Source organism: Amorphus suaedae, from assembly GCF_053629675.1.
Genome location: NZ_JBRJIT010000002.1, coordinates 1,364,568 through 1,388,167 on the forward strand (window position 1 = coordinate 1,364,568; position 23,600 = coordinate 1,388,167).

Annotated in this window: 19 protein-coding genes; 15 read left to right on the forward strand and 4 right to left on the reverse strand. The window is 66.9% G+C overall.

Annotation, left to right across the window (positions count from 1 at the left end; all coding sequences use genetic code 11):
- Nucleotide 1 precedes the first annotated feature (1 nt).
- From AB7M35_RS20100 to AB7M35_RS20110, 3 genes are all read left to right on the forward strand, one after another.
- Nucleotides 2–1,102 (forward strand): NAD(P)/FAD-dependent oxidoreductase, encoded by a 1,101-nt coding sequence (locus tag AB7M35_RS20100; RefSeq protein WP_453962219.1) that lies wholly within the window; start codon nt 2–4, stop codon nt 1,100–1,102.
- 113 nt (nt 1,103–1,215) lie between these two features.
- On the forward strand, nt 1,216–2,151 hold the full coding sequence (locus AB7M35_RS20105) for a TAXI family TRAP transporter solute-binding subunit (protein ID WP_453962220.1): 936 nt from the start codon (nt 1,216–1,218) through the stop codon (nt 2,149–2,151).
- Nucleotides 2,152–2,176: 25 nt separating this feature from the next.
- Nucleotides 2,177–4,078 (forward strand): TRAP transporter permease, encoded by a 1,902-nt coding sequence (locus tag AB7M35_RS20110; RefSeq protein ID WP_453962221.1) that lies wholly within the window; start codon nt 2,177–2,179, stop codon nt 4,076–4,078.
- A 76-nt stretch (nt 4,079–4,154) separates the two neighbouring features.
- Here the strand turns inward: AB7M35_RS20110 and AB7M35_RS20115 are convergent, their stop codons facing one another.
- Complete coding sequence (locus tag AB7M35_RS20115; RefSeq protein WP_453962222.1) at nt 4,155–4,835, reverse strand: GntR family transcriptional regulator; 681 nt, start codon at nt 4,833–4,835, stop codon at nt 4,155–4,157.
- Nucleotides 4,836–4,982: 147 nt separating this feature from the next.
- Nucleotides 4,983–5,519: a cupin domain-containing protein gene (locus AB7M35_RS20120; RefSeq protein WP_453962223.1), complete on the reverse strand. Its 537-nt coding sequence runs from the start codon at nt 5,517–5,519 to the stop codon at nt 4,983–4,985.
- 182 nt (nt 5,520–5,701) lie between these two features.
- On the opposite strand from AB7M35_RS20120, the gene AB7M35_RS20125 reads away from it, so the two are divergent.
- The 12 genes from AB7M35_RS20125 (at nt 5,702) to AB7M35_RS20180 (ending at nt 21,617) form a co-directional block, all read left to right on the forward strand.
- A complete protein-coding gene (locus AB7M35_RS20125) occupies nt 5,702–6,562 on the forward strand; it encodes a fumarylacetoacetate hydrolase family protein (protein ID WP_453962224.1) in 861 nt (286 codons plus the stop codon).
- Nucleotides 6,563–6,829: 267 nt separating this feature from the next.
- Nucleotides 6,830–8,017, forward strand: coding sequence for a TRAP transporter substrate-binding protein DctP (gene dctP / locus AB7M35_RS20130; protein ID WP_453962225.1), 1,188 nt, complete (start codon nt 6,830–6,832; stop codon nt 8,015–8,017).
- Between the two features lie 85 nt (nt 8,018–8,102).
- Nucleotides 8,103–8,624: a TRAP transporter small permease gene (locus AB7M35_RS20135; protein ID WP_453962227.1), complete on the forward strand. Its 522-nt coding sequence runs from the start codon at nt 8,103–8,105 to the stop codon at nt 8,622–8,624.
- A complete protein-coding gene (locus tag AB7M35_RS20140) occupies nt 8,624–9,937 on the forward strand; it encodes a TRAP transporter large permease (RefSeq protein ID WP_453962228.1) in 1,314 nt (437 codons plus the stop codon). Before AB7M35_RS20135 ends, AB7M35_RS20140 begins: the two co-directional genes overlap by 1 nt.
- Nucleotides 9,938–9,950: 13 nt before the next feature.
- Nucleotides 9,951–10,877 (forward strand): ABC transporter substrate-binding protein, encoded by a 927-nt coding sequence (locus tag AB7M35_RS20145; protein WP_453962230.1) that lies wholly within the window; start codon nt 9,951–9,953, stop codon nt 10,875–10,877.
- A 23-nt stretch (nt 10,878–10,900) separates the two neighbouring features.
- Nucleotides 10,901–12,601 carry a CocE/NonD family hydrolase gene (locus AB7M35_RS20150; RefSeq protein WP_453962231.1) on the forward strand — a complete coding sequence of 567 codons (1,701 nt, stop codon included), beginning with the start codon at nt 10,901–10,903 and terminating at the stop codon, nt 12,599–12,601.
- A 235-nt stretch (nt 12,602–12,836) separates the two neighbouring features.
- Nucleotides 12,837–14,924 (forward strand): hydantoinase/oxoprolinase family protein, encoded by a 2,088-nt coding sequence (locus AB7M35_RS20155; RefSeq protein ID WP_453962232.1) that lies wholly within the window; start codon nt 12,837–12,839, stop codon nt 14,922–14,924.
- Nucleotides 14,921–16,612 carry a hydantoinase B/oxoprolinase family protein gene (locus AB7M35_RS20160; RefSeq protein WP_453962233.1) on the forward strand — a complete coding sequence of 564 codons (1,692 nt, stop codon included), beginning with the start codon at nt 14,921–14,923 and terminating at the stop codon, nt 16,610–16,612. Before AB7M35_RS20155 ends, AB7M35_RS20160 begins: the two co-directional genes overlap by 4 nt.
- 40 nt (nt 16,613–16,652) lie before the next feature.
- Nucleotides 16,653–17,468: an IclR family transcriptional regulator gene (locus tag AB7M35_RS20165; protein ID WP_453962234.1), complete on the forward strand. Its 816-nt coding sequence runs from the start codon at nt 16,653–16,655 to the stop codon at nt 17,466–17,468.
- A gap of 370 nt (nt 17,469–17,838) precedes the next feature.
- A complete protein-coding gene (locus AB7M35_RS20170) occupies nt 17,839–18,549 on the forward strand; it encodes a fumarylacetoacetate hydrolase family protein (RefSeq protein ID WP_453962235.1) in 711 nt (236 codons plus the stop codon).
- 58 nt (nt 18,550–18,607) lie between these two features.
- On the forward strand, nt 18,608–19,642 hold the full coding sequence (locus AB7M35_RS20175) for a TRAP transporter substrate-binding protein (protein WP_453962237.1): 1,035 nt from the start codon (nt 18,608–18,610) through the stop codon (nt 19,640–19,642).
- Between the two features lie 34 nt (nt 19,643–19,676).
- Nucleotides 19,677–21,617: a TRAP transporter large permease subunit gene (locus AB7M35_RS20180; protein ID WP_453962238.1), complete on the forward strand. Its 1,941-nt coding sequence runs from the start codon at nt 19,677–19,679 to the stop codon at nt 21,615–21,617.
- A gap of 113 nt (nt 21,618–21,730) precedes the next feature.
- Here AB7M35_RS20180 and AB7M35_RS20185 read toward each other — a convergent pair whose 3' ends face one another.
- Nucleotides 21,731–22,591, reverse strand: a complete 861-nt coding sequence (locus AB7M35_RS20185; protein ID WP_453962240.1) for a shikimate dehydrogenase family protein — start codon at nt 22,589–22,591, stop codon at nt 21,731–21,733.
- Between the two features lie 334 nt (nt 22,592–22,925).
- A complete protein-coding gene (locus AB7M35_RS20190) occupies nt 22,926–23,597 on the reverse strand; it encodes a GntR family transcriptional regulator (RefSeq protein WP_453962241.1) in 672 nt (223 codons plus the stop codon).
- Nucleotides 23,598–23,600 lie beyond the last annotated feature (3 nt).

The window sequence follows — 23,600 nt, forward strand, 5'->3', positions numbered from 1 at the left end:
GTTGCTTGCACTGGTAATCGGCGGTGGCGTCGTCGGGCTCGCGGTCGCCCGCGCCCTGGCATTGCGGGGCCACGAGGTGCTCGTTGCCGAAGCGACGGGCGGGATCGGCAACGGCATCTCGTCGCGCAACAGCGAAGTGGTGCATGGCGGCATGTACTACCCGGAAGGGTCGCTCAAGGCGGTCCACTGCGTGCGCGGTCGCAGCCTGCTGAAAGCTTATTGCGGCGAACGCCGGCTGCCGTATGCGCAGCCTGGCAAGCTGATCGTCGCGAGCGGGTCGGCCGACGTCCAGCGGCTCCGGGATCTCCAGGAACTGGGGACACGCAACGGCGTCGAGGGGCTGCGCCTCTTATCCGGCGCGGAGGCGCGGGCGATGGAACCGGAGCTTGCCGGCGAGGCGGCGCTCTGGTCGCCGGAGACGGGCATCCTCGACACCCATGCGCTCATGCTGTCGTTCCTCGGCGACATCGAGGATGCCGGCGGCGCGATCGCGTTCCAGACGTCGGTGGAGCGGCTCGAGCCGGATCCGGCCGGCGGCTGGCGCGTGCATCTCGCCGGCGAGGCCGATGGACCGCTGGCGTTCGATGCGGTCGTCAATGCGGCCGGGCTGGGCGCGATGGCGCTCGCCGGTGCGACGGAGGGCTATCCGCATGAGCGGGTGCCGGAGCTTCGCTACGCCAAGGGCAACTATTTCGCCTACCCGGGACGGCCGGTGTTTTCCAGGCTGATCTATCCGGTGCCCGTCGATGGCGGCCTCGGCATCCATCTGACGCTCGACCTCGCCGGGCGCATGCGCTTCGGCCCCGACGTCGAATGGGTGGATCGGCCGGGATACGACGTGGATCCGACCCGGGCCGAGAGCTTCTACGCGTCGATCCGCCAGTACTGGCCGCGGCTGCCCGACGGCGGGCTGGTGCCGGACTACGCCGGGGTGAGGCCGAAGCTGACGGGACCCGGAGGCGGCTTCACCGACTTCCTCATCGACGGGCCAGCCGACCACGGGATGGCGGGCCTCGTCCACCTGTTCGGCATCGAGAGCCCCGGCATCACGTCGTCGATGTCGCTGGCGGAGGACGTCGCTGTCCGCATCGAGGTGGCCTGAGGCCACGGCGCGGAAATCTGATCGACGAAAATCATAATTCAGTATTTTTATCGATGGAATGTTGACAGCGGGTGGGCAAGGTTTGACACTCCCCAAAAATCGGGGAGGACAACATGCAGAAGCTTTTCACATCCGCTCTCGTCGCCGGCGCGCTCGCGCTGGGGGCGTTCGGCCAGCCGGCGCAGGCCCAGGAAGAACTGCGCATCGGCACCGCCAGCCTGGGCGGCGCCTTCTATCCGGTCGGGCAGGGCATCGCGAACCTGGTGACCGAGCACGTCGACGGCGTTTCGATGGTACCGGTGGTGACCCAGGGCGCGGTGGAGAACCCGCGCCTCGTCGCCAGCGGCGAAGCCGATCTCGGCATCACCAACGCCAATCTCCTGTATCTCGCCACCAAGGGAGAGGCTCCCTACCGCGAGACGCTGGAGATCGCGCCGCTCGGCGCGCTGCACCCGAGCATCCTGCACATCGTCACGCTCGACGGATCGCCGATCGAGACGTTCGCCGACCTGAAGGGAAAGCGGCTTGCGGTCGGGCCGGCCGGGGGAGGGACGCTCAGCTTTCTCACCCGCCTGCTGGAAGTCTACGGCATGTCCACAGGCGACATCACGCCGAGCTTCCTGTCCTATGCCGACGGCTTCAGCCAGCTCTCGGACGGCAACGTCGATGCGGCGCTCGCGCTGTCGGGCTATCCGACGTCCGCCGTCATGCAGACGCAGGCGACGAACAAGCTGAAGTTCGTCAAGATCGCCGACGACAAGCTCGCCGAGATGCTCGAGAAGTACCCGTACTACTCGCAGGTCGACCTGCCGAAGGACGTCTACAACCTCGACGAGGACGCCGTCGTGCTGGGCGTGAACAACGTCCTGATCGCGCCGCTGTCGATGCACGATGACCGCGCCTATGCCATCACCAAGGCGGTCTACGGCCACCTCGACGCGTTCGGCGAGGAGAACGCCAACGCCAAGCAGATCAAAGCGTCGGACTCCCTGAAGCTGGCGGTGCCGCTGCACCCCGGCGCGCAGCGCTACTTCGACGAGAGCAAATAGTCTCCCTCCGGCATCGGGGTTTTCGATGGGGTCTGCGTTCCTGCGCGCGAACGCGATGGCGGTCCGATGGGTCGCCATCGCGCTGGGCGTCTTCCACCTGCTCAACGTCGGCGGCGTCCTCGTGCTTTCGACGATGCAGATCCGTCTCGTTCACCTGGGTGCGGTGCTGGTGCTGCTCTACGCCACCACTCCGGCGTTCGAGCCGCGCGATCCTCGAGCGCGGGGGGCAGGCGTCTGGATCGACGTCGCGGTCCGGGCGCTCTTCGTCGCCGCCGCCATCGGCTGTAGCGCCTACCTGCTGTCGCGCTGGCAAGCGATCGCCTTTTCAGGCGGCATGACGACCACCCTCGACGCCTGGGTGGGGCTCGCCGTCATCCTGCTGGTCCTGGAGGGCGCGCGCCGGCGGGTGGGGCTGGCGCTCGCGCTGATCACGGCGGTCTTCTTCGTCTATCCCTTCGTCAGCCCCTATCTGCCCGGACTCCTGCACGGTCGCGGCTACGGCGTCGACCGCGTGGCCACCTTCCTGACCACCACGACGGAAGGCGTCTACGGCATCCCGCTCGGGGTTTCGGCCACCTACATCGTGATGTTCACGATCTTCGGCGCCTTCCTCTCGGTGTTCGGGGCGGGGGACTTCTTCTTTGCGCTCTCCCACCGCTTCACACGGTCGATGCGCGCCGCCTCCGCCAAGACGGCGGTCATCTTCTCCGCGCTGCTGGGCATGATCTCCGGCTCGGCCGCCGGCAACGTCGCGGTGACCGGCACGCTGACCATCCCGATGATGAAGCGGGAGGGCTATCTTCCCCATCAGGCGGGCGCGATCGAGGCGGTGGTCTCCACCGGCGGCCAGATCATGCCGCCGGTCATGGGGGCGGCGGCCTTCATCATGGCCGAGATTATCGGCATGCCGTATGCGGACGTGATGCAGGCAGCGCTCATCCCGGCGCTGCTGTTCTTCCTGTCCATCCTGCTCATCGTGCATCTGCAGGCGATGAAGCTCGGCATCGGCCGCGCCTCCGACGGCGGCGGCGAGGTGTCGGTGGAGACGGGCCGGTCGCTGTTCGTCTCCGGCATTCCCTATGTCGTGCCGTTCGCCACGCTGGTGGGGCTGATGGTCAACGGCTACTCGCCGTTCAAGGCGTCGTTCGCCGCGCTGGGCCTCCTCCTGGTGCTCTGCGCCATCATGCATCGGCCGTCGCCGGGCGACTTTCTGCGACGGACGCTGAGCGCCCTCGAGCAGGGCGTCATCGCCGTTGTTCCGATCGCCGTCGCCTGTGCGGCCGCCGGCATCATCTCCGGCACGCTCGCCATGTCAGGCCTGGGGTCGAAGATCTCCTCGCTCATCGTCGCCGCCTCGGCGGGCGTTCCGGTCCTTGCCCTGGTGCTGACCATGCTGGTCGCCGTGGTTCTCGGCATGGGGCTGCCGACCACCGCCGCCTATCTGATCCTGGCGACTGTGGTCGCGCCGGCGCTGGTGAAAATGGGTGTGCCGCTTTTGACCGCGCACATGTTCGTCTTCTTCTATGGGTGCATCTCGACGATCACGCCACCCGTGGCGCTCGCGTCATACGTTGCCGCGAGCATCGCCAACTCGAGCATCTCGAAGGTCAGCTGGACGGCCTTCCGCTACGGGCTGACGAGCTACATCCTGCCGTTCATGTTCTTCTTCGGTCCGGCGCTCCTGATGCAGGGTACGGCCGGACAGATCGCCCTGGCGGTGGCGAGCGGCGTCATCAGCGTGTTCTGCTTTGCCGCCGGCATCGTCGGATGGCTGCGGCGTCCGCTCGGACCCGCGCCGCGTGGCTTGCTGATGGTGGCCGGGCTGCTGCTGCTCTACCAGACGCTGGCGACGGATCTCATCGGTCTGGCGATGCTCGCGGGACTCTGGGTCTTCCTGCGGCCTACGCCAGCGGTCGCCCGGGTCTGAGCGGTCGCTCCATGCAGCTGTCGGAACGGAGGGCAGCCAACCGGTCAGCGGGGCTGGTCGGGACGGTGGGGCGGCGTCATTCCGCCGGAGGAAGGCGGTCCCGCACGTAGTCGGCCGTTGCCGAATAGTGCTCGTGGAGCAGCTTCACCGCCTTGTCGGTGTCGCGGGCGAGCGCCGCCTTGGCGATGGCGTCGTGCTCGTCGCCGACGTTGCGACCGGGATAGGCGAACGGCCCGGCGATGTTCCGGTAGCGGATGTTCTGGTCGTAGAGCTGGTCGCAGATGCGGAGGGCGATGGGCGACTGGCAGCCCTGGATCAGCGCCATGTGGAAGAGCTTGTGCTTCTCCTCCCACTCCACGTTGGGTTCGAAGCTGTCGGCCCGCGTCGATCGGGGCGACTGGCCCAGCCGGAAGTTGGTGCTGAGCACAGCGTCTTCCCAGGCCGGATCGGCGATGGCGATGGATTCCGCGAGCGCGCGACCCTCGACCCAGAGGCGCACCCGCAGGAGATCGAGGAATTCCTCCCGGCTGACGCGGGAGACGCGGAAGCCGCGCCCTTCGATCCGGTTGACCAGCCGGTCCGACGCAAGGTGGCTGAGCGCCTCGCGGATCGGGCTGGCCCCCGTGTTGTAGGCCTTGGTGAGCTCCTGGATCTTCAGCTTCAATCCCGGAGGCAACGTGCCCTCGATGATGTCCTGCCGGAGCTGCGCGTAGGCCCGCCGGGTCAAGGATTCGGCGGTTGATTCCACCTGCGCCATCAAGTCTCTCCGTTGGTCGAACTCGGACCGCCATCCTAGATCACCATGGTTTCAGGTCGAGCGGCCTGAAACCATAGGGCGATCGGTTCAGATCATTCCGACGGCGCTTCCGTTCGGCAATACGGGCTGGGGCCCGGCCGGAATGCTCTAGCCGCGCTTCGCCACCGCATCCACCAGAATGAACGCGATCGTGCACGTCTCCGTCCCGCGATTGGACCATGCATGGTTGGTGCCGCGCTGGATTAGGACGTCGCCCGCCTTCAGGTGGACCTCTCCCTCGTCGAGCAGCATGGTGATCTCGCCGGTGAGAATGATGGCGTAGTCGACGGAATCGGTCCGGTGCATGAAGGGATGGCGCGCATTCTCCACGATGTTGTGGGAAGCGCCCATCTCGCCGAATGCCGCACGTCCGTCGAGGGTCTTCAGAACCTCCGGATCCTCCGGCTCGAACACGCCGATCCGGCAGATCGTCCCGTTCTTCGGCGGATGCAGCACGAAGTTGCCCGTCAGCGATTCCTCGGCGCCGTCGTATTCGGCGGGGGCGTCGTCGGTCTGCCAGAGATTGACGAGCGCGACACCGGGGCGGTTCGGACGCTGCAGGATTTCCGTTGCCTCCTCGTCGGAGATCACGACGGCCTTGCCGCTCTCGTCGTGACCCGTGACGACCCGCCGAATGCCCTTCATGCCAGTTCCTCCAAATGTCGTGTTCGTATCGATCGCGATGGGCGGCGGGGCGGCTAAACCCAGCCTCGGATCAATTCTGTCGATAAAAATAGATCAGTCAACATAACATCGATTGACTGACGGGCTTTGCCAACTTTATCGTTCGGCGACTGAAGTTGCCAAGCCATAAGGAACGCGTGCGCATGCGATGGACGGTTATCAGGAAGAGCGACGGGACCACGGGCGTCGCCGTGGTGGAGGGCGATGCGATCGTCGATCTGTCCGCTGCAGACGCCATGTTCGCGGGCGATCTCATGCCGGTGATCGAGGCCGGTGCTTCCGCGGTCGATGTTGCCCGCAAGGCGATGGGAAGCGCGCCGCGTCTCCCCCTCGATGCGGAGCGCGCGCTCCCCGTCGCGCGTCCGTCGAAGATCTTCTGCCTGGGGCTGAACTACGTCGATCACGCCAAGGAGGGCGGCTACGACGTTCCGGACTATCCGGCGCTGTTCACGCGCACCATCGGCTCGGTCGTGCCGCATGCCATTCCGCTGGTGCGTCCCCTGTGTTCGGAGCGCTTCGACTACGAGGCCGAGTTCATGGCGGTGATCGGCAAGGGTGGCCGGCACATCTCCGAGGCTGACGCGCTGGACCACGTCTTCGGCTACACGCTGTTCAACGACGGCTCCATTCGCGACTACCAGCGCAAGACCACCCAGTGGACGCCGGGCAAGAATTTCGACCGGTCGGGCTCGGTCGGGCCCGATGTGCTGACGCCCGACGAGCTTCCGGCGGGCTGTGTCGGGCTGCGCATCCAGTCGCGCCTGAACGGCGGGATCCTGCAGGACGCAAACACCGACGACATGATCTTCAGCGTCGCCCAGACGATCGCGGCCATTTCCGAATTCTGCGAACTCGAACCGGGCGACCTGATCGCGATGGGGACGCCGCCAGGCGTCGGCCACGCCCGCACGCCGCCCGTCTGGATGAAGGCGGGCGACACCATCGAGATCGAGGTCGAGAAGCTCGGCGTGCTGTCCAACGCCATCGTCGACGAGGTGCGCTGACGGGCGAAGCGACGCGCGCGAGATCTGCCCGCCCTGCGGCATCGCTGACCCGGACCCGGTCCGGCGGGGTTGCGGCAGGAGCGGTTGCCTATCGGTGAGGAAAAGCCGGCAGACCAAGACCGGCAGAGCATGTCCCGATCCCCGGAGCGATCCCGGACGGAACGGCTCAAGGTGTTGAATCCGGAGCCATTTCTCGATCGGGCGTCGTCGTCCGGTCGACCTGGCTCCAGGGCGATAGACCATCAGAACAACGCAAGGGAGGACGTCATGAAATACGTTGGATTGGGGAGCGCCATCTGCGCCGCCGCCATGCTCGCGTCGGTGCAGGCGAGGGCGCAGACGGACGAGGCCACGCTGGACGAGGTCCGCGCCAGCATGCAGACCGCCATGGACTGGCGGGATCTCAAGCTCGACAACTACAATGCCCCCGAGATCACCTACGACGGCGATCCCATCACCATCAACTTCTCCAGCCACCTGCCCGAACTGTCGGCCCAGGCGAAGTTCCTGAAGAGCTCGTTCGTGGTCCTAGAGAAGATGTCCGACGGCAAGCTGAAGGTATCGCCGCGCTGGTCGGCGACGGTCCATTCGGTGAGCGAGGGCTTTGACGCGAACCGGTCGGGCATCACCGACATGGCTGCCTGCTTCACCTTTCTCAACATCACCAGCTTTCCGCTGACCAAGGCGCTGTCGCTGCCGGGCCTGTTCCCCAACGCGGGGACGCTGTCGCTGGTGGGCGAGGAACTGGCCGACAAGTATTTCCGGCCCGAGTTCGAGCGCCAGGGCGTCTACATCCAGGGCATCACGGGCAGCGCGCGCTTCAACATCTTCTCCAACAAGCCGATCAAGACCCTGGAGGACCTGCAGGGCCTGAAGATCCGCTCCGGCACCGGCGTGAACCAGGACGTGTTCGAGGCGCTTGGCGCGACGCCGGTCTCCCTGAGCTCGGCGGACTTCTTCTCCGCCCTGCAGCGCGGCCTGATCGATGCCGTGTTCACCTCGGACGCGGCCGCCAAGGCGTTCCGCATCAACGAGGCAGCCTCGCAGCACACCGACACGCCGATCAACCACATGCCGCTGGAATTCTGCATGAACCAGCGCAAGTACGCGTCCCTGCCGGCGGACCTGAAGGAGGTATTCTACCGCTGGTCGCGCCAGAAGAGCCAGGCGGACAGCCAGATCTCGTTCACGCTCGCCTCCGCCGAGGCGCGCAAGTACTTCCTCGACGAGGGGATGACCTACAACGAGATCGACCCTGCCGAATTCAAGCGCTGGCAGGAGAAGTACGATCCGGTCATCAAGGCCTACATCGAGGAAGGCGAGGCGAAGGGCCTGCCGACGCGCCAGCTCGTCGCGGACATCCGCGCCGCGGTGGAGAAGTACGGCAAGATGAACCGGTCGCAGTTGATGATGGAAACCATCAACAACCCGGCCTCCGGCGTGGCGCCCCAGTAGCGCGCCCCGAACGGTCGACGCGTACCGATGCCGGCGCCCCGAGCGGCGCCGGCAACCTCTCTTTCCAACGATAGCGGGAACGAAGATGTCAGCGGTTGCCCGTGCCCTCCGGGTGCTTGCCACGCTTCTGCATGGGATCGGCGCCTATCTCCTGCTGCCAGCGCTGGTCTGCCTGGTGACCCTCGATGTGGTGTTGCGCTACGTCTTCAATGCGCCGCTGATCGGCGGGCTGGAAGGCGCGCAGTACCTGCTGCTGCTCTTCTTCGTCTGCGGGATGCTGGAGTCGTTCCGCACGGGCGCCCACATCCGCGCCGACATCCTCGCGGGCGTCCTGCCGCCGGCCGCCAAGCGGGCGGTCGCCCTGGTGATGTGCGCCTCGCTGGTGCTGGTGTTCGGGCTGCTCGCCAAGAAGGCGGTCGACGAGATCCCCTTCCTCTATTCGCTGCCGCAGATGACCCCCGAGCTGCACCTGCGCGTCTGGGTCTTCTACGCCGTGATCGCCGTGATCGCGGTCCTGGTGGCGCTCTATGCGGTCGTCGCCGCGACCGAGATCGTGCGCGGCCGCCGCGCCGAGGTCGCCGAAGAAGGCGAAGGGGAGTGGGGCTGATGCTCGCCGGACCGCTCGCCATCGGCCTCGTCGCGATCGCGGCGCTTCTGGGCCTCATCATCCTCGGCCTGCCGATCGCGGTGGCGCTGCTCCTGATCGGAACCGTGGGGCTGCTCGCCGTCGGCGGCACGATCTACGCCGAGACGCAGCTTCTCCTCAATCTGCTCGACCAGGGCACCAACTTCTCGCTGCTGGCGATCCCGCTCTACATCCTGATGGGCAACCTGGTGTTCCGCACGGGGCTCGCGGGCGACCTCTACGGCTGCGTCTATCGCTGGATCGGCCGGCTGCCCGGCGGTCTGGCCGTCGCCTCGGTCATCGCGGCGGCCGGCTTCGGCGCGGTCTCCGGCGGCAGCGCGGGGGCCGTCGCCACGCTGGGCCCCATGTGCATGCCGGAAATGCGGGCGTTCCGCTACCAGGGCGGCCTCTCCGCCGCCTCGATCGCGGCGGCCGGCACGCTCGGGATCCTGATCCCGCCGAGCATCTTCATGATCGCCTACGGCATCTGGACCGAGACCTCCATCGGCGCGCTGTTCATGGCCGGCATCGTCCCCGGCCTGCTGATCGCGGGCGCCTTCTCGCTGATGATCGTGGTGCGCTGCTGGCTGAAGCCGGAGCTGGGGCCCGTCGGCGAGGCGTTCACGCTGCGCGAAAAACTGGCGAGCCTCGTCAGGCTGCTGCCGGTGCTGCTGATCTTCGGCCTGATCATCGGCGGCATCTACGGGGGCGTGTTCGATCCGACGGAATCGGCGGCGATCGGCGTCGTCGGCACGCTGGTGATCGCGCTGGTGATGGGGCGCCTGTCGCTGCCGGTGCTGAAGTCGGCGCTGTCGGGCGCCATGCACACCTCGATGATGATCTTCATGATCCTGCTCGGCGGGCATGTGATCAGCCGCTTCCTGGTGCTGACCAACATCACCACCAGCCTGGTCGACTGGATCGCCGGCATGGGCCTCGGGGTCTACGGCCTGCTGCTGATGTTCACCCTCATGTACATCGTGCTGGGCATGATGCTCGACATCTGGGCGATGCTGATCCTGACGATCCCGTTCGTGTTCCCGGTGGCGATGGCCGCCGGCATCGATCCGGTCTGGTTCGGCGTCTACATCATCATCATGTGCGAGCTGGCGGCCATCACCCCGCCGGTCGGGCTCAACGTCTACATCATCTCGCGCTCGGCGCCGGAAGTTCCGCTGGGCGCGATCTTCCGAGGCATCGTCCCCTTCTTCCTGGTGACGCTCGCCTGTCTCGTCCTGTTCACCGTGGTGCCGGATCTCGTCCTCTGGCTGCCCGAGCAGGCCTTCGGCCGATGAGGAGGGGATGACCATGTCCGGCACCCGTTCGAGCCTGTCCGTCTGCATCTTCGCCAACGCCGGAACGGTGCCGCTGGAGATCGCCGCGCGCCGCGGCTTCTTCGCGGAAGAGGGGCTTTCGGTGGAGATCGTCTCGACGCCGAGCTCGGTCCATCAGATGACCGGGCTGGTCGAGGGGCGGTACGACATCGCTGCCACGGCCGTGGACAACGTCGTCGCCTACGCCGAGGGCGTCTCGCCGGTGGAGGGACTGGCGCCGGTCGATCTCGTCGTCTTCCTCGGCAGCGCCACCTACCGGCTGCCGTTCGTCGCGCGCCCCGAGGTCGGCGGCTTCGCGGAGCTCCGCGGCAAGACGATCGCCGTCGACGCCCTCTCCACCGGCTTCGCCTTCCTGCTGCGCGGGATGCTGGAGGACAACGGGCTGCCGCCGGGCAGCTACGATTTCCAGTCGTTCGGAGCGCCGCAGCAGCGCTGGGAGGCGATCCGGGACGGGAAGGCGGTCGCCGCCCTGCTCAACGATCATTTCGCGGCGATCGCCCGGGAGCACGGCTTCCACGTTCTGGAGTCCGAGCCGGATCCCTGGGTGGGTTATCAGGGAAACGCCTTCTGCGCCCGTCGCGATCGCTTCGACGGCGACCCGGAGACGATCGGCGCCTTCACCCGCGCCTTCCTGCGCGGGGTGGCCGCCACGCTGGACCCGGCGAACCGGCACGAGGTGGCCGACGCCCTGGTGGCGCATCTGCCCGGCCTGACGGCCGAGCGCGCGGCAGGCGTTGCGGCGGCCCTCCAGGCGCCCGGCTCGATCATCAGCCCCGACATGCCGGTCAGCGTGTCTGGACTTGCCAAGGTGCTCGACCTGCGCAGCCGCTACGGCGACGTCTGCCTGCCAACCGACCCGCGCAAATACCTGGATCTCCGCTTCGGGACCGAGATCGCCTGACGGACAAGAAGGATCACAACGAGATGGACGTGAAGGAAACGGTCGAGGAAACGCCGGCGCTGGTCTTCCACAAGGACGTGCCGATCGGCATGCGCGACGGCATCGTGCTGCGCGCCAACGTCTACCGGCCGCGCGAGCCGGGCCGCTACCCGGTGGTGCTGGCGCACGGCGTCTACGGCAAGGACGTGCATTTCCGGGACGGCTTCAAGCCGCAGTGGGAGATCCTGAACCGGATCTACCCGGGCCTGACCAAGGACGGCTCCACCGGCCGCTTCCTGCGCTGGGAGACCGCGGATCCCGAGCGCTGGGTGCCGGACGGCTACGTGCTGGTCTCCGTCGACGGGCGCGGCAGCGGCAAGTCGGAGGGCTATCTCGATCCGTTCTCCGCCGTCGAGACGATGGACCACTACGAGCTGATCGAGTGGGCCGGCGTGCAGGACTGGTCGACCGGCAAGGTCGGCCTGCTCGGCGTGTCCTACTTCGCCATGAAGCAATGGCAGGTGGCGGCGCTGCGTCCGCCGCATCTGGCCGCCATCGTGCCGTGGGAGGGCTCCTCCGACCTCTACCGCGAGATGGCCCGGCACGGCGGCATTCTGAGCAACTCCTTCACGGAAGGGTGGCTGCCCCGCCAGGTGCTGGTGAACCAGCACGGCAACGGCGACAGCCCGCTGCGCGACCCCGACACGGGCGAGCGCACCACGGGTCCGACGCGCGAGCCGGGCATCCTGGCGGGCAGCATCGCGCCGTTCATGGAGGAGCTCAGGGCGCACGCGCTCGACGATGCCTGGTACGAGCAGCGCTGCGGCCGCCTGGAGGCCATCGACGTGCCGATCCTCTCGGCCGGCAACTGGGGCGGGCCGGCGCTGCATCTGCGCGGCAACGTCGAGGGCTTCCTGCGCGCCGGGTCGACGCGGAAGTGGCTCTCCATGCACATCGGCACCCACTACGAGAGCTTCTACCTTCCCGAGTACGTCGCCATGCAGAAGCGGTTCTTCGACCGCTTCCTGAAGGACATCGACAACGGCTTCGACAAGGAGCCGCCGATCCGCGTGGTGATCCGGCGACCGGACGACAAGCGGGAGGTGCGCACCGACACGGCCTGGCCGCTGCCGGCGACCGACTGGACGCGGCTTCACCTCGATGCGGGCAGCGAGAGGCTGTCGTTCGAGGCGGCATCGGGCGAAGCGTCGGCTGCCTTCGACGCCGGCGACGGCGAGGTGACCTTCCGCACCGCGCCCTTCGAGACGGAGACCGAGTTCACCGGACCCGTGGCGCTCAAGCTGTTCGCCGCGTCGACCACCACCGACCTCGACCTGTTCGTCACGATCCGGCTGTTCGATCCGGAGGGCAGGGAGGTCCGCTTCGTCGGTGCCCACGAGGAGGTGCCCATGGCGCGCGGCTGGCTGCGCGCGTCGCAGCGCCGCCTCGATACCGGGAAGAGCCTACCCTACCGGCCGTATCTGACGCACGACCGGGTTGAGAAGCTGACGCCGGGCGAGGTCACCGAGCTCGACGTGGAGATCTGGCCGACCAGCATCGTCTGTCCGCCCGGCTACGTGCTCGCGCTGACCGTCGCGGGCCGCGACTTCCAGTACGAGACCAAGAGCCGGCTGTCGCACGACGACCCGTCGGATCGGCCGGCCGGCGAGTTCACCGGACGCACCACGCTCCACACGGGCGGCGACCGCGAGTCCTACCTGCTGATGCCGCTGCAGCCTCGTTAGGCGTTTCCGACCCCGCGGCTGGCGCGGACTTCGCGCCGGCCAGACTCCGGATCCGATGGGCGCGACAGCGCCGGTCGTTTCATCGGGAGGATCCGCCAGACAGGGCGGGCAGGCTCGATTTTCTGTCGCAACAGAGGCGGTATCCCGACCCACGATCCCTTGCGATCGGGCGGGAGCCTGTTGACACTTCAGATTTCGTGAAATATTTCACGAAATGGAAATCTGGAGCATCTGAATGACGCACCTCGAGCCTGCCCGGCGCCTGCGTATCGCCGTCGACATCGGTGGCACCTTCACCGACCTCGCCGCCTTCGACGAAGTGGGGAAGGCCCTCTATTTCGGAAAGTCGCTGTCGACCTACGGGGACCTCGTCCGGGGAATTGCGTCGACAATTGCCGAGGCAGGCATCGATCCGAGCCAGGGGACGCTGTTCCTGCATGGCTCGACGATCGTCATCAACGCGCTGCTGGAACGAACCGGCGCCAAGACGGCCCTGCTGATCACGGAAGGGTTCCGGGACATCTACGAGATCGGGCGCATCAACCGCCCGGACGCCTACAATCTCTACTTCAAGAAGCATCAGCCGCTCGTCGAACGCGTCGACCGGCACGAGATCTCCGAGCGGCTTCTGTCCGACGGTTCCGAGCGGAGGCCGCTGGACGAAGCGCAGGTGCGCGCGCTGGCCGAGCGCCTGAACGCGGAGGGCATCGAGTCTGTCGCGATCATCCTCCTTCATTCCTATGCGAACGATGCGCACGAGCGGCGGGTGGCCGAGATCGTCCGCGAGGCGATGCCCGACGCGTTCGTCTCGGTGTCGACCGAGCTCAGCCAGGAATACAGGGAGTTCGAGCGGGCCTCGACCGTGGTCGCGAACGCCTACGTGGGTCCGAAGGTCGCGAGCTATCTGGGCGAGCTCGAGGACCACCTTTCCGGCAGCGGATTCGGTGGCAAGTTCTTCGCCGTTCAGTCGACGGGCGGTCTGTTTCCGGTCGCCGACGCGCGCAAGCGCTGCGTCAACATGCTGGAGTCCGGGCCGGCCTCGGGAGTGATCGGCGTCAAGGCCGTGGCGCGGCATCTGCAGCTCGACAATGCCATCGCCTTCGACATGGGCGGCACCACGGCGAAGGCCGGTCTCATCCGTAACGGCGAGCCGCTGACGACGAGCGCCGCCCGCATCGGTGCCTACGGGAGCGACCTTCCGATCCAGTTGCCGACCATCGACATCTTCGAGGTGGGCACCGGCGGGGGATCGATCGCCCGGCTGGAGACGATGAACGCGCTCCGCGTCGGACCGCGCAGCGCGGGATCCATGCCAGGTCCGGCGTGCTACGGGCGAGGGGGCGAGGAGCCGACGGTCACCGACGCCAACCTCGTGCTGGGCCGGCTCGATGCCGACCACTTCCTCGGCGGTGACATGCGCCTTGATCCGGGCGCGGCGGTCGAGGCGATCCGCAGCCGCATCGCCGAGCCGCTCGGCATCGGCGTCGAGGAGGCCGCGGAAGGCATCCTCCAGATCGCCGCGACGTCCATGTCCTACGCAGTGAAGGGCGTCACCACCGAACGCGGGCTCGACGCGGGCGACTTCGCCATGTTGGTCTATGGCGGCGCGGGGCCGCTTCACGCTTCGGCGGTCGCCCGCGAACTCGGCACGCGGCGGGTCATCATCCCCTATTCGCCGGGCCATTTCTCTGCCTACGGCATGCTCTTCGGCGACCTGCGATACGATTTCGTCCGCTCCGTGTTCACGGCGTTGACGCCGGAGACCATCGCGACGCTGAGCGACAGGTTCCGCGAGCTCGAGGCCCAGGGCCGGGAGGCCATCGAGAAGGCGGGCAGCGGGGCCGTCGAGATCACCCTCAAGCGGTCGGCCGACATGCGCTACCGCGGCCAGGAACATGCCGTCACCGTCGACCTGCCGATGGCGGAGGCCGGCAACGGTCAGGGGTTCGACATGGCAGCGATCAAGGCCGCCTTCGACGAGGAACACTTCCAGCGCTACGGCACCAGCGCGCCGCGCGAGAAGGCCGAAATCGTCTCTCTCCGGGTGACCGCCCACGGCAAGATGCTGGAGCCGGAGATGCGCTGGATCGATCCGGCCGACCGGGTGAAGCCGGAACCTGACCGGATGAAGGAGGTCCATTTCGGGGCGGCGGGCTTCCTCGATACCGCAGTCTACAAGCGCGACGCGCTACGCCCCGGCTTCGAGACGATGGGGCCCGCGCTGGTTGAGGAACACGCGTCGACGACGGTCATTTGGCCGGGCGATCGGCTGCGGGTCGACGGATACGGCAATCTCGACATCGACGTGGGAGCGATCCGATGAACGTTCAGACCCGGACCACCGCCGCCGACATCGATCCCGTTCTGGTCGAGATCGTCCGCAACGGGATCCTCTCCTTGACCGAGGAGATGAAGATCAACCTGATGCGGACCGCCTACAACATGATCATCTACGAGGCCCTCGACTTCACGGTCGGCCTCTATTCGGTGACCGGCGAGACCATCTCGATCGGGCTGGGGCTGCCCAGCTTCGTGCGCGGCATGTCGGAGACGGTGAAGGCCAAGATCGCTCACTTCGGCCTGGAGAACATCCATCCGGGCGACGTGCTGGTGACGAACGATGCCTACATCACCGGCAGCCATCTCAACCACATCACCCTGACCAAGCCGGTCTACAGCGGCGGTCGGATCGTCGCCTTCACCTGCTGCATGGCCCACTGGATCGACATCGGGGGCACCAAGGGCGACATCACCAGCGACATCTTCTCCGAGGGCATCCAGGTCCCGATCACCAAGTACATCTCGGGCGGCGAGGTGAACCAGCTGCTGGTGGATTTCCTGCGCATGAACGTGCGCATGCCGGACCTCTCGATCGGCGACCTGCGCGCCGGCCTGTCGGCCGTCGAGACCGGCGAGAAGCGCATGAACGAAATGATCGCGCGCTACGGCGAGACCGAAGTTCTCGCGGCCATCGACGCCATCATGGATCACAGCGACCAGACGGCGCGCGCCCGCGCGGCGCTGATCCCGGACGGGGTCTACGAGGCGGAAAGCTTCATGGACGACGACGGGCTTTCCAAGGGCAAGCCGATCCCGATCCGGGTCAAGGTTATCGTCAAGAGCGGCAAGGTGACCGTGGACCTGTCGGGTGTCAGCCCGCAGGTGCAGGGCTACTACAATTCCGCCGGCGGGACCGGCATCGCCTGCGCCCAGGTGGCCTACAAGTGCCTGACCACGCCCGACGTCTATCCGGTCAACGACGGAGCGTTCCGCAGCCTCGAGGTCATCTGCCCGGAAGGCACGGTGGTGAGCGCCAGGCGGCCCGCCGCCATGCGCTGGTGGATGGCCATTCCGATGACGGTGGTCGACACGATCATCAAGGCGCTCGCGCCGGCCCTGCCGCTGCAGGCGGCCGGTGGTCACCATGCGGATCTGGCGGTGATCGAGGTGCGTGGGATCAATCCGGCGACCGGAGAGTTCTTCGTCGCCGCCATCGGTCCGACCGGAGGCGGGTGGGGAGCGAAGGCGACGGAGGACGGACATCCGGTCACCGTCTGCAGCAACGATGGCGACACCCACAACAGCCCCTCCGAACGGATCGAGGCGAAGTATCCGCTCCTGGTGGAACGCTACTGCCTGCGCGAGGACAGCGGCGGGGCGGGGACGTTCCGGGGCGGACTGGGTGCTGAAATCGTGGTCGAGGCGCTCGCTCCGGTGGAGGTCAGCACGCCCGTCGAACGGACCCGCTGCCGGCCCTGGGGCATCGAGGGCGGGTTCGACGGAATGGCGAACAACGTCGCGCTCTACCGCAACGGCGTATGGGAGAAGCTCGACAGCGGCAAGGTGGCCAACGTGCGCCTGGAGGCCGGCGACAAGATCAAGGTCGAAACCGGGGGAGGCGGCGGCTACGGCCCCCCTGAGGCGCGCGATCCGGCGGCCATCGAGCGCGATCTCAGGAACGGTTACATGAGTCTCGACCATGCACGCGCCGCTTACGGCTATCGGGGGTAGGGCTTTGGAATCCCCGGGCTATCCAGCTAGTCTCGGCCGCATGAGCGAGACCACATCTTCACTTGCCCCCGTTCGCGGCAGGCCGCGCGCCACCCGAAGCGAGCCGGAAGGCATCGTCGCGCTCGAGGTCGGCCTGGATATCCTACGGGCGGTCTACGAGGGGGGCGGCTCGGTCAGCCTGTCCGACCTTTCACGGATTTCGGGCGAGAAGCCGAACAAGCTGCATCGCTACCTGGTCAGCCTCCGCGAGCGGGGCTATCTCGTCCAGTCGGAGGAAACCGGACACTACGATCTCGGCCCGGAATCGCATCGGCTGGGGATGGCCGCGCTGCGCCGCTACGACCCGATCATCGGCGTTCGCAATGCGCTGGCGAACATCCGAAACGCGACCGGCAACCAGATCCATCTCTACGTGTGGACGCCCGTCGGACCGACGCTGGTCGCCTCCGAGCAGGGAACCCACTATTTCCCGTTCACCGTGAAGCTCGGGTCGGCCCTGCCGCTCCTGTCGTCGGCGACCGGCCGGGTGTTCCTGGCCTTCATGCCGCGGGCGAAATGCGAGCGCCTGCTTCGGGAGGAGATCCGCGTCAACGAGGTCGAGGGCATCAAGATCGACATGGAGGCGATCGAGGCCGAGCTCGCGACCATTCGCGCCTCCGAGATCTACTGGAGTACGCAGGCCATCGTTTCAAGCACGGCCGCGATGATGCCGCTCTTCGACGAAAGTGGAGAATTGGCCTGCTGCGTGACCTCGATCATTCCTCGCGGCATCCGCAGGCCGGAGGTCGAACAGGCCGTGACGAAAGCATTCCTTTCGGCGCGCGAGCGCCTGCCTCTGCATGGCCCGCCGGGCTAACTCACTTCCACTGCTGCACATCCTCCGGGTTTGACCCCCATTTCGGCTGCCAAAGCTTGAGAGATCGTTGACTAGAAACAATGCGTGAAATATTTCACGAAAAATCGCCCAGCAACGCAGAATAGGCTCTTCGATGAAGTTGGTCTCGATACGACAAGGCGATCAGGCGGAAGCGGGTCTTCTCCTGGGCGATGAGGTGCTTTCGCTCGGCAGGGCGCAATCCGACTGCGAGGAAATCAGAGGGCTTCCCGCGACAGTCATGGGGATCGTCCAGGCCGGCAAGGACGCGCTCGCAAGCCTCGGAAAGCTGATTTCGCGATTGGAGAGCGACGGGGAGCTCAAGGATCGGCTGCGCCGGTCAGGAGCGCTGGTGCCTTCGGATCAATGCCGCCTGGCGGCGCCCATTCCCGTTCCTGGCACGCTCTACGCGGCGGGAATGAACTACCGCGACCATCTGGTGGAGATGAAGACGCCGGTCCCGACGGAACCGTTCGTCTTCATCAAGGGTGTGGCTTCGGTGGCGGGGCCCGGCGACGACATCGTGCGTCCCGAAGGCCACGGGGACATGGTGGACTGGGAAGGCGAGCTCGCCGTCGTGATCGGCAGGGAGTGCCACAAGGTCGCCGAGGGCGATGCGCTCGACTGCGTGGCCGGCTACATGGCCTCCAACGACGTTTCGGCGCGGGACTGGGTCGCCGCCGTCCAGGCCACGCCGGGCGTGTTCGAGCCGATCATGAACTGGGACAGGAACGTGCTGGGGAAGGGGTTCCCGACCTTCTGTCCGCTCGGGCCGGCGCTGGTGACAGCGGACGAGATTCCCGATCCGCAGGACCTGAAGCTGGAAACGCGCATCGACGGCGAGACCGTCCAGTCCAGCCACACCGGCAACATGGTGTTCCCGATCGCGCGCCTGATCGCCCATCTCTCCTACTGGCTGGTCCTGCGCCCTGGCGACGTCATCCTGACCGGCACCCCCGCCGGGGTCGGCGTCGGGCGCAACCCGAAGCGGTTCCTGCAGCCGGGCCAGATCGTCGAGGTCGAAATCGAACGCATCGGGAAGATCGTCAACACCGTCGTCTGAGTGCAGCGACGGCGGAAACAGCCGTACCCAAAAAACAAAACCGGGAGGAATACCAATCATGTCGAACGGATTGTCCAGGAACCGCGCCGCCCTGCGTGGCGGTCTCCTTGCCCTTGCCACCGGTCTCGCACTTGCCGGCCTCGCCGCCGCGGCCCAGGCCGAACCGGTGAAGCTCGTCTTCGCGACGGGCATTCCGCCGCAGAGCCCGATCGTCAAGGACGTGATGGAACCGTGGGCGGCCGAAGCCAATGCGGCCAGCGAGGGCGAGTACGAGATCGAGGTCGTCAACGGCTTCGCGCTCGCCAACAACACGAACATGATCGACCGCGTCAAAGCGGGCGTCGTGGACATCGGATTTGCCCTGCACGGGGCGAGCGGGCTGCCGTTCGACAAGACCATGGTCGTCAGCCTGCCGCTGATCGTCACCGATCCCGTGCAGGCCTCGAACGCGCTGTGGAAGCTTTACGCGGACGGCGTGATTTCCGACGAGTATCCCGGCGTGAAGGTCATCGGGCTCGTCGCCCTGCCGATCCAGGGGATCAGCTCGAGCAAGCCCATTGAAAGCCTCGACGACATCGCCGGGATGAAGATCCGGGCCGTGGACAAGGTCGCCGCCGACGCCGTGTCGGCGCTGGGGGCGTCGCCGATCGCGCTGCCGACCAACGAGGTCTACCAGTCGCTGGACCGAGGGGTGGTGGATGGCGCCGTCGTCAACTGGCTGATGGTCGGCGCGTTCAACGTGGGCGAGGTGGCCCAGTACCACCAGCGCGGCGTGCCGCTGGGCGCAGTGCCCTCCTTCTTCATCATGAACGAAGCCTCCTACGCGAAGCTGTCGCCCAAGGGCCGGGAGATCTTCGACAAGCACATCGGCGCGTATCTCTCCAGATATGCCGGCGAGGGGCAGGCCGCGCTCGCCGGGAAGATCGAGAAGGGGCTGGAGTCGAAGAGCGATCAGCACATCGTCGAGCTCAGCGCCGACCAGCGGAAGAAGTGGGAGGAAAAGCTGCAGCCGGTCATCGACCAGTGGGTCGAGCGCACGCCGAACGGCGCCGAGGTCCTCGCCGATTTCCAGCAGGCCTCCGGCTCCAAGTGACGTGAGCGGCGCCCACGAGGGACAGCATCGGACCATGACCGCGCAAAGCACCTTCATCGAACGCGGACCGTCGGTTCAGCTTGATGCGTTCTCTCGTCGGGCGACCCAGTACATGGCGATGGCCGGCGTCCTCGGGATGCTGGCCATCGCCATCCTCACGACGGTCGACATCGTCGTGTTCCGTTATCTTCTGAACGCGCCGATCCCAGGGTCGAACGAGATCCTCAGCACCGTCTTCGCCGTCGCCGTGGCGGCCGTACTGCCCTCCGGTCTTGCCCAGAAGGGGATGCTGGAGGTCGACATCCTCGCCGGCTCCCTCGGCGACCGGCGTTCCGCCTGGCTGCGCGTCGTCACCGGCGCCGTGTTCGCGGTGGCGCTCGCCGTGGTCGCCTGGCAGGTGGTCGTCTACGCTCAGGAGGCGTATGCCAGCGGTCGCCAGACGGTCATCCTGCAGTGGAAGACCTGGCCCTTCCTGGCCGTCATCGCCGCCATCTTCGTCGTCTGCGTGCCGGTCCAGGTCGTGTCGGTCTCGCGCTCCGTCGCGCGGCTCATGAGCGGGGCCGACGAGGGGGCCGCCGGCCTGCGTCTCGCCGCATTCTGGGCGGCGATGGCGGTGGCCGTCGGGATCGGCTGGTATCTGCTGGATCACTACGGCGGCAGCATGCGCGCATCGGCCGCGATGCTGTCCATCGTGATCTTCGTTGCCCTGTGGCTGCTCGTCGCCGGGCTCACCCCGGTCGCACTGGCGCTGCTGTTCAGCGGTTTCGTCGGAACGGCGCTCGTCATGGGCATCCCGATCGCCCTCAACATCGTCGGTTCGGAGACCACGGCGCTCGTCACCAGCGGCGAGCTGGCCGTTCTGCCCCTCTTCCTGATCATGGGGGGCCTGGCGACGGCCAGCGGCATGGCGAACGACCTCTTTCGCCTTGCCGCCGCGATCTTCGGGTTTCAGCGGGGCGGCCTGGCGCTGGCGACGATCGGCGGCGCCGCGGGTTTCGGCGCGCTCACCGGTTCGTCACTGGCAACGGTCGCGACCATTGGCCGGGCGGCACTGCCCGAGATGGAGGCGCGCGGCTATTCCAGGAGCCTCTCGACAGGATGCATTGCGGCCGGCGGTTGCCTGGGCCAGATCATTCCGCCGTCGACGGCGGCGGTCCTCTACGCGATCCTCGTCGAGCAGTCGATCGGCATGCTCTACATAGCCCTGCTGGTTCCGGCGCTTCTGTCGATCGTCTTCTATCTCGGCTCCACGTGGGCGATCATCCGGCTGCGCCCGGACTCCGCGCCCGGCCGCGTGCCCTTCGATTCACGGGAACTGGTGCACGCGCTCTGGCGCAGCGTCAGCGCCTTCATCATGTTCGGCGCGGTCATCGGCGGCATCTTCACCGGGGTGTTCACCGCGACGGAAGCGGCGGCCGTCGGCGTGCTGATCGCGTTTCTGGTCGCGCTCTTCCGCGGCAAGCTGCGCGCCAGCACGATCCAGGAGCTGATCGTCGAGACGACGCAGGCGACCGCCATGCTCTATTTCGTGCTGATCGGCGCGAACGTCTTTTCGTTCTTCATCGGGGCCGCCGGTCTGCCCGGGATGCTGACCCAGTCGCTTCTCGATTCCGGGCTGGCGCCGCTTGCCATCATCGCGCTGCTGGCGATCGCCTACCTGCTTCTCGGCAGCGTCATGGACGCCTTCACCATCCTGTTGGTCACCGCACCGATCGTCTCCGGCATGATCGCGACGCTCGGCTACGATCTTCTGTGGTGGGGGGTGGTCATGGTGGTGGTCATCGAGATCGGGGTGATCTCGCCGCCGTTCGGCATGAATCTCTTCGTGATGAAGAGTGTCGCCAAGGACATCTCCCTGATGACGATCTACCGCGGAGTGCTTCCGTTCGTCTTCGCGGACATCGTCAAGCTGGCGCTGCTGGTGCTTTTTCCGGCCCTCAGCCTCTGGCTCCCGCTCATGGCCATGCGCAACTGACGCAGCCGCGGCGAGGGCGGGTGGAATCGGGCTGCCGGCGGTGCCACGCGTCCGCATCGTGACGGGCGGCAGGCAAGCCCCCAAATGCGTGCCGGCGAACGCTTCCCTGGCGTTCAGATCGACCGGGCGCTGGCCCGGTCTTCGGCTGCGTCGCGCTGCAGCGCCTCCCGGAGTGCATCGCTTTCCGGCTCCATGCCGGTGAACAGCCTGAAGGCGTCGATCCCCTGGTGGAAGAACAGCTCGTAGCCGCTCAGAACCGCGAGGCCGGACGACTTCGCCGAGCAGAGGAACTCGGTGTCGAGGGGCGTGTAGACCGCATCGAAGGCCCACCCCGACCGGGGCATGAGGGCCCTCGGCATCGCGCTGCCCGGATGGCCGGTCATGCCGAGAGGCGTGCAATTGACCAGTCCGTCGGCGCCGTCCATGGCCTCTTCCATGGTGGCGACGGCCTCCAGCGGGGTGCCCGGTGCCGCGGCCGAGAAGAGGCGCACCAGCCGCTCCGCCTTCGCCGTGTCGCGATCGAAGACGGCGATTGCCGAGGCGCCGAGTTCCGCGAGCGCGAACGCGATGGCCTTGCCAACGCCGCCAGCGCCCGCCATCGCCACCCGTCCGGGAGGGCGGCGGCCGAATGCGGCAGCAAAGGCGCTCTGAAACCCGCTGTAATCCGTGTTATGGCCGATTGGCGGCTCCGCGAAGAGGACGGTGTTGCAGGCGCCGAGGCGGCGCACCGCCGGCTCTTCCACGACGACCCGGTCGAAGGCGCGTTCCTTGTACGGATAGGTGACGTTGACGCCGCGGTAGCCCGTGTCGCGGCACCGCTCGAACAGCTCGTCGAACGTCGCTCCCTGCTCGGCAGGGACCAGCAGATCGTAGCTCACGTCGAGCCCGCAGATCGCGCCCGCAAGGCGATGCAACGCCGGCGACCGCGATTGGCGGATGTTGTCGCCGATCAGACCGAGCCTGATCCTCTGCATTCTCACTGCCTCTGTGTCGACGATCGCCCGGACGAACGGGGCCAAGCGTCCGCATCTCCCCGAACCATATAGGTCAGGGCGTTCACTTCAACCGTTATACGAAGAATCATATGAGGAAATTTAGTTCGTAGGAGTTTGCTTCTCATCCCGGCGGCGAAACCGAGCCGAGCGGGATGCCGCTAAGTCGGGCGCGCATTGGCGCGAAGTGGCGCACGGGACGGGCCCGGGCCCCTCGGTGTCCGAGCACGGTGGACCGTCCAAACATTGGGGGATCAGGCGATTGGGCGAGGGGGCCGCGCGGTGGGCCAACCGGTAAGGGGGCTAGCCGGGGCGTTCAGCTGATCGCTGTGTTGGCCAGGGCGTGGTCGACGCCGCCGTTGATATGCCGCTCCAGCACCTGCCGGGCCTTTGCCGCATCGCGGGCCAGGGCGGACTCCAGCAGCGTCTTGTGTTCCTCGGCGGCGATGTCGCCGCGGTAGCTGAGCGCGATCATCTGGTAGCGCAGATACTTGTCGAAGACGCCGGCATGGGTGTCCATGAGCACGGCCGAGCCGCAGGCCGAAATCAAAGCCTGATGGAACTCCCAGTCGTAACGCTTCCAGGTCTCCGTCTGGCTCATGTCGCCCGCCTTCATGCGCGCCTCCATGCTGGCCAGCTTGTGGTGGGCGGACACGAGGCGTCCCTCCCACTCCATGTCGCCGGCGGCGATGGACTGTTCGAGGGCGTGGGATTCCAGCAGCAGCCGCAGCCCGGCTATCTCCTTCAGGTTTTCAGCGGAGACCGGCGTTACCTCGAACCCGCGTTGTCCCTCGGCGAGGACGAGGCCCTCGGAGCTCAGCCGGTTGAGAATTTCGCGGAGGGTGCTGACGCTGGCGCCGTACTCCTGCTTGAGCCGGTCGAGCCGCAGACGCTGACCCGCGGCGAGGCGTCCGAAGATGATGTCGGTGCGGATCCGATGATACGCACTTTCTCCGATGGACGACGCTGTTCCGACCTGATCAAGCAATGG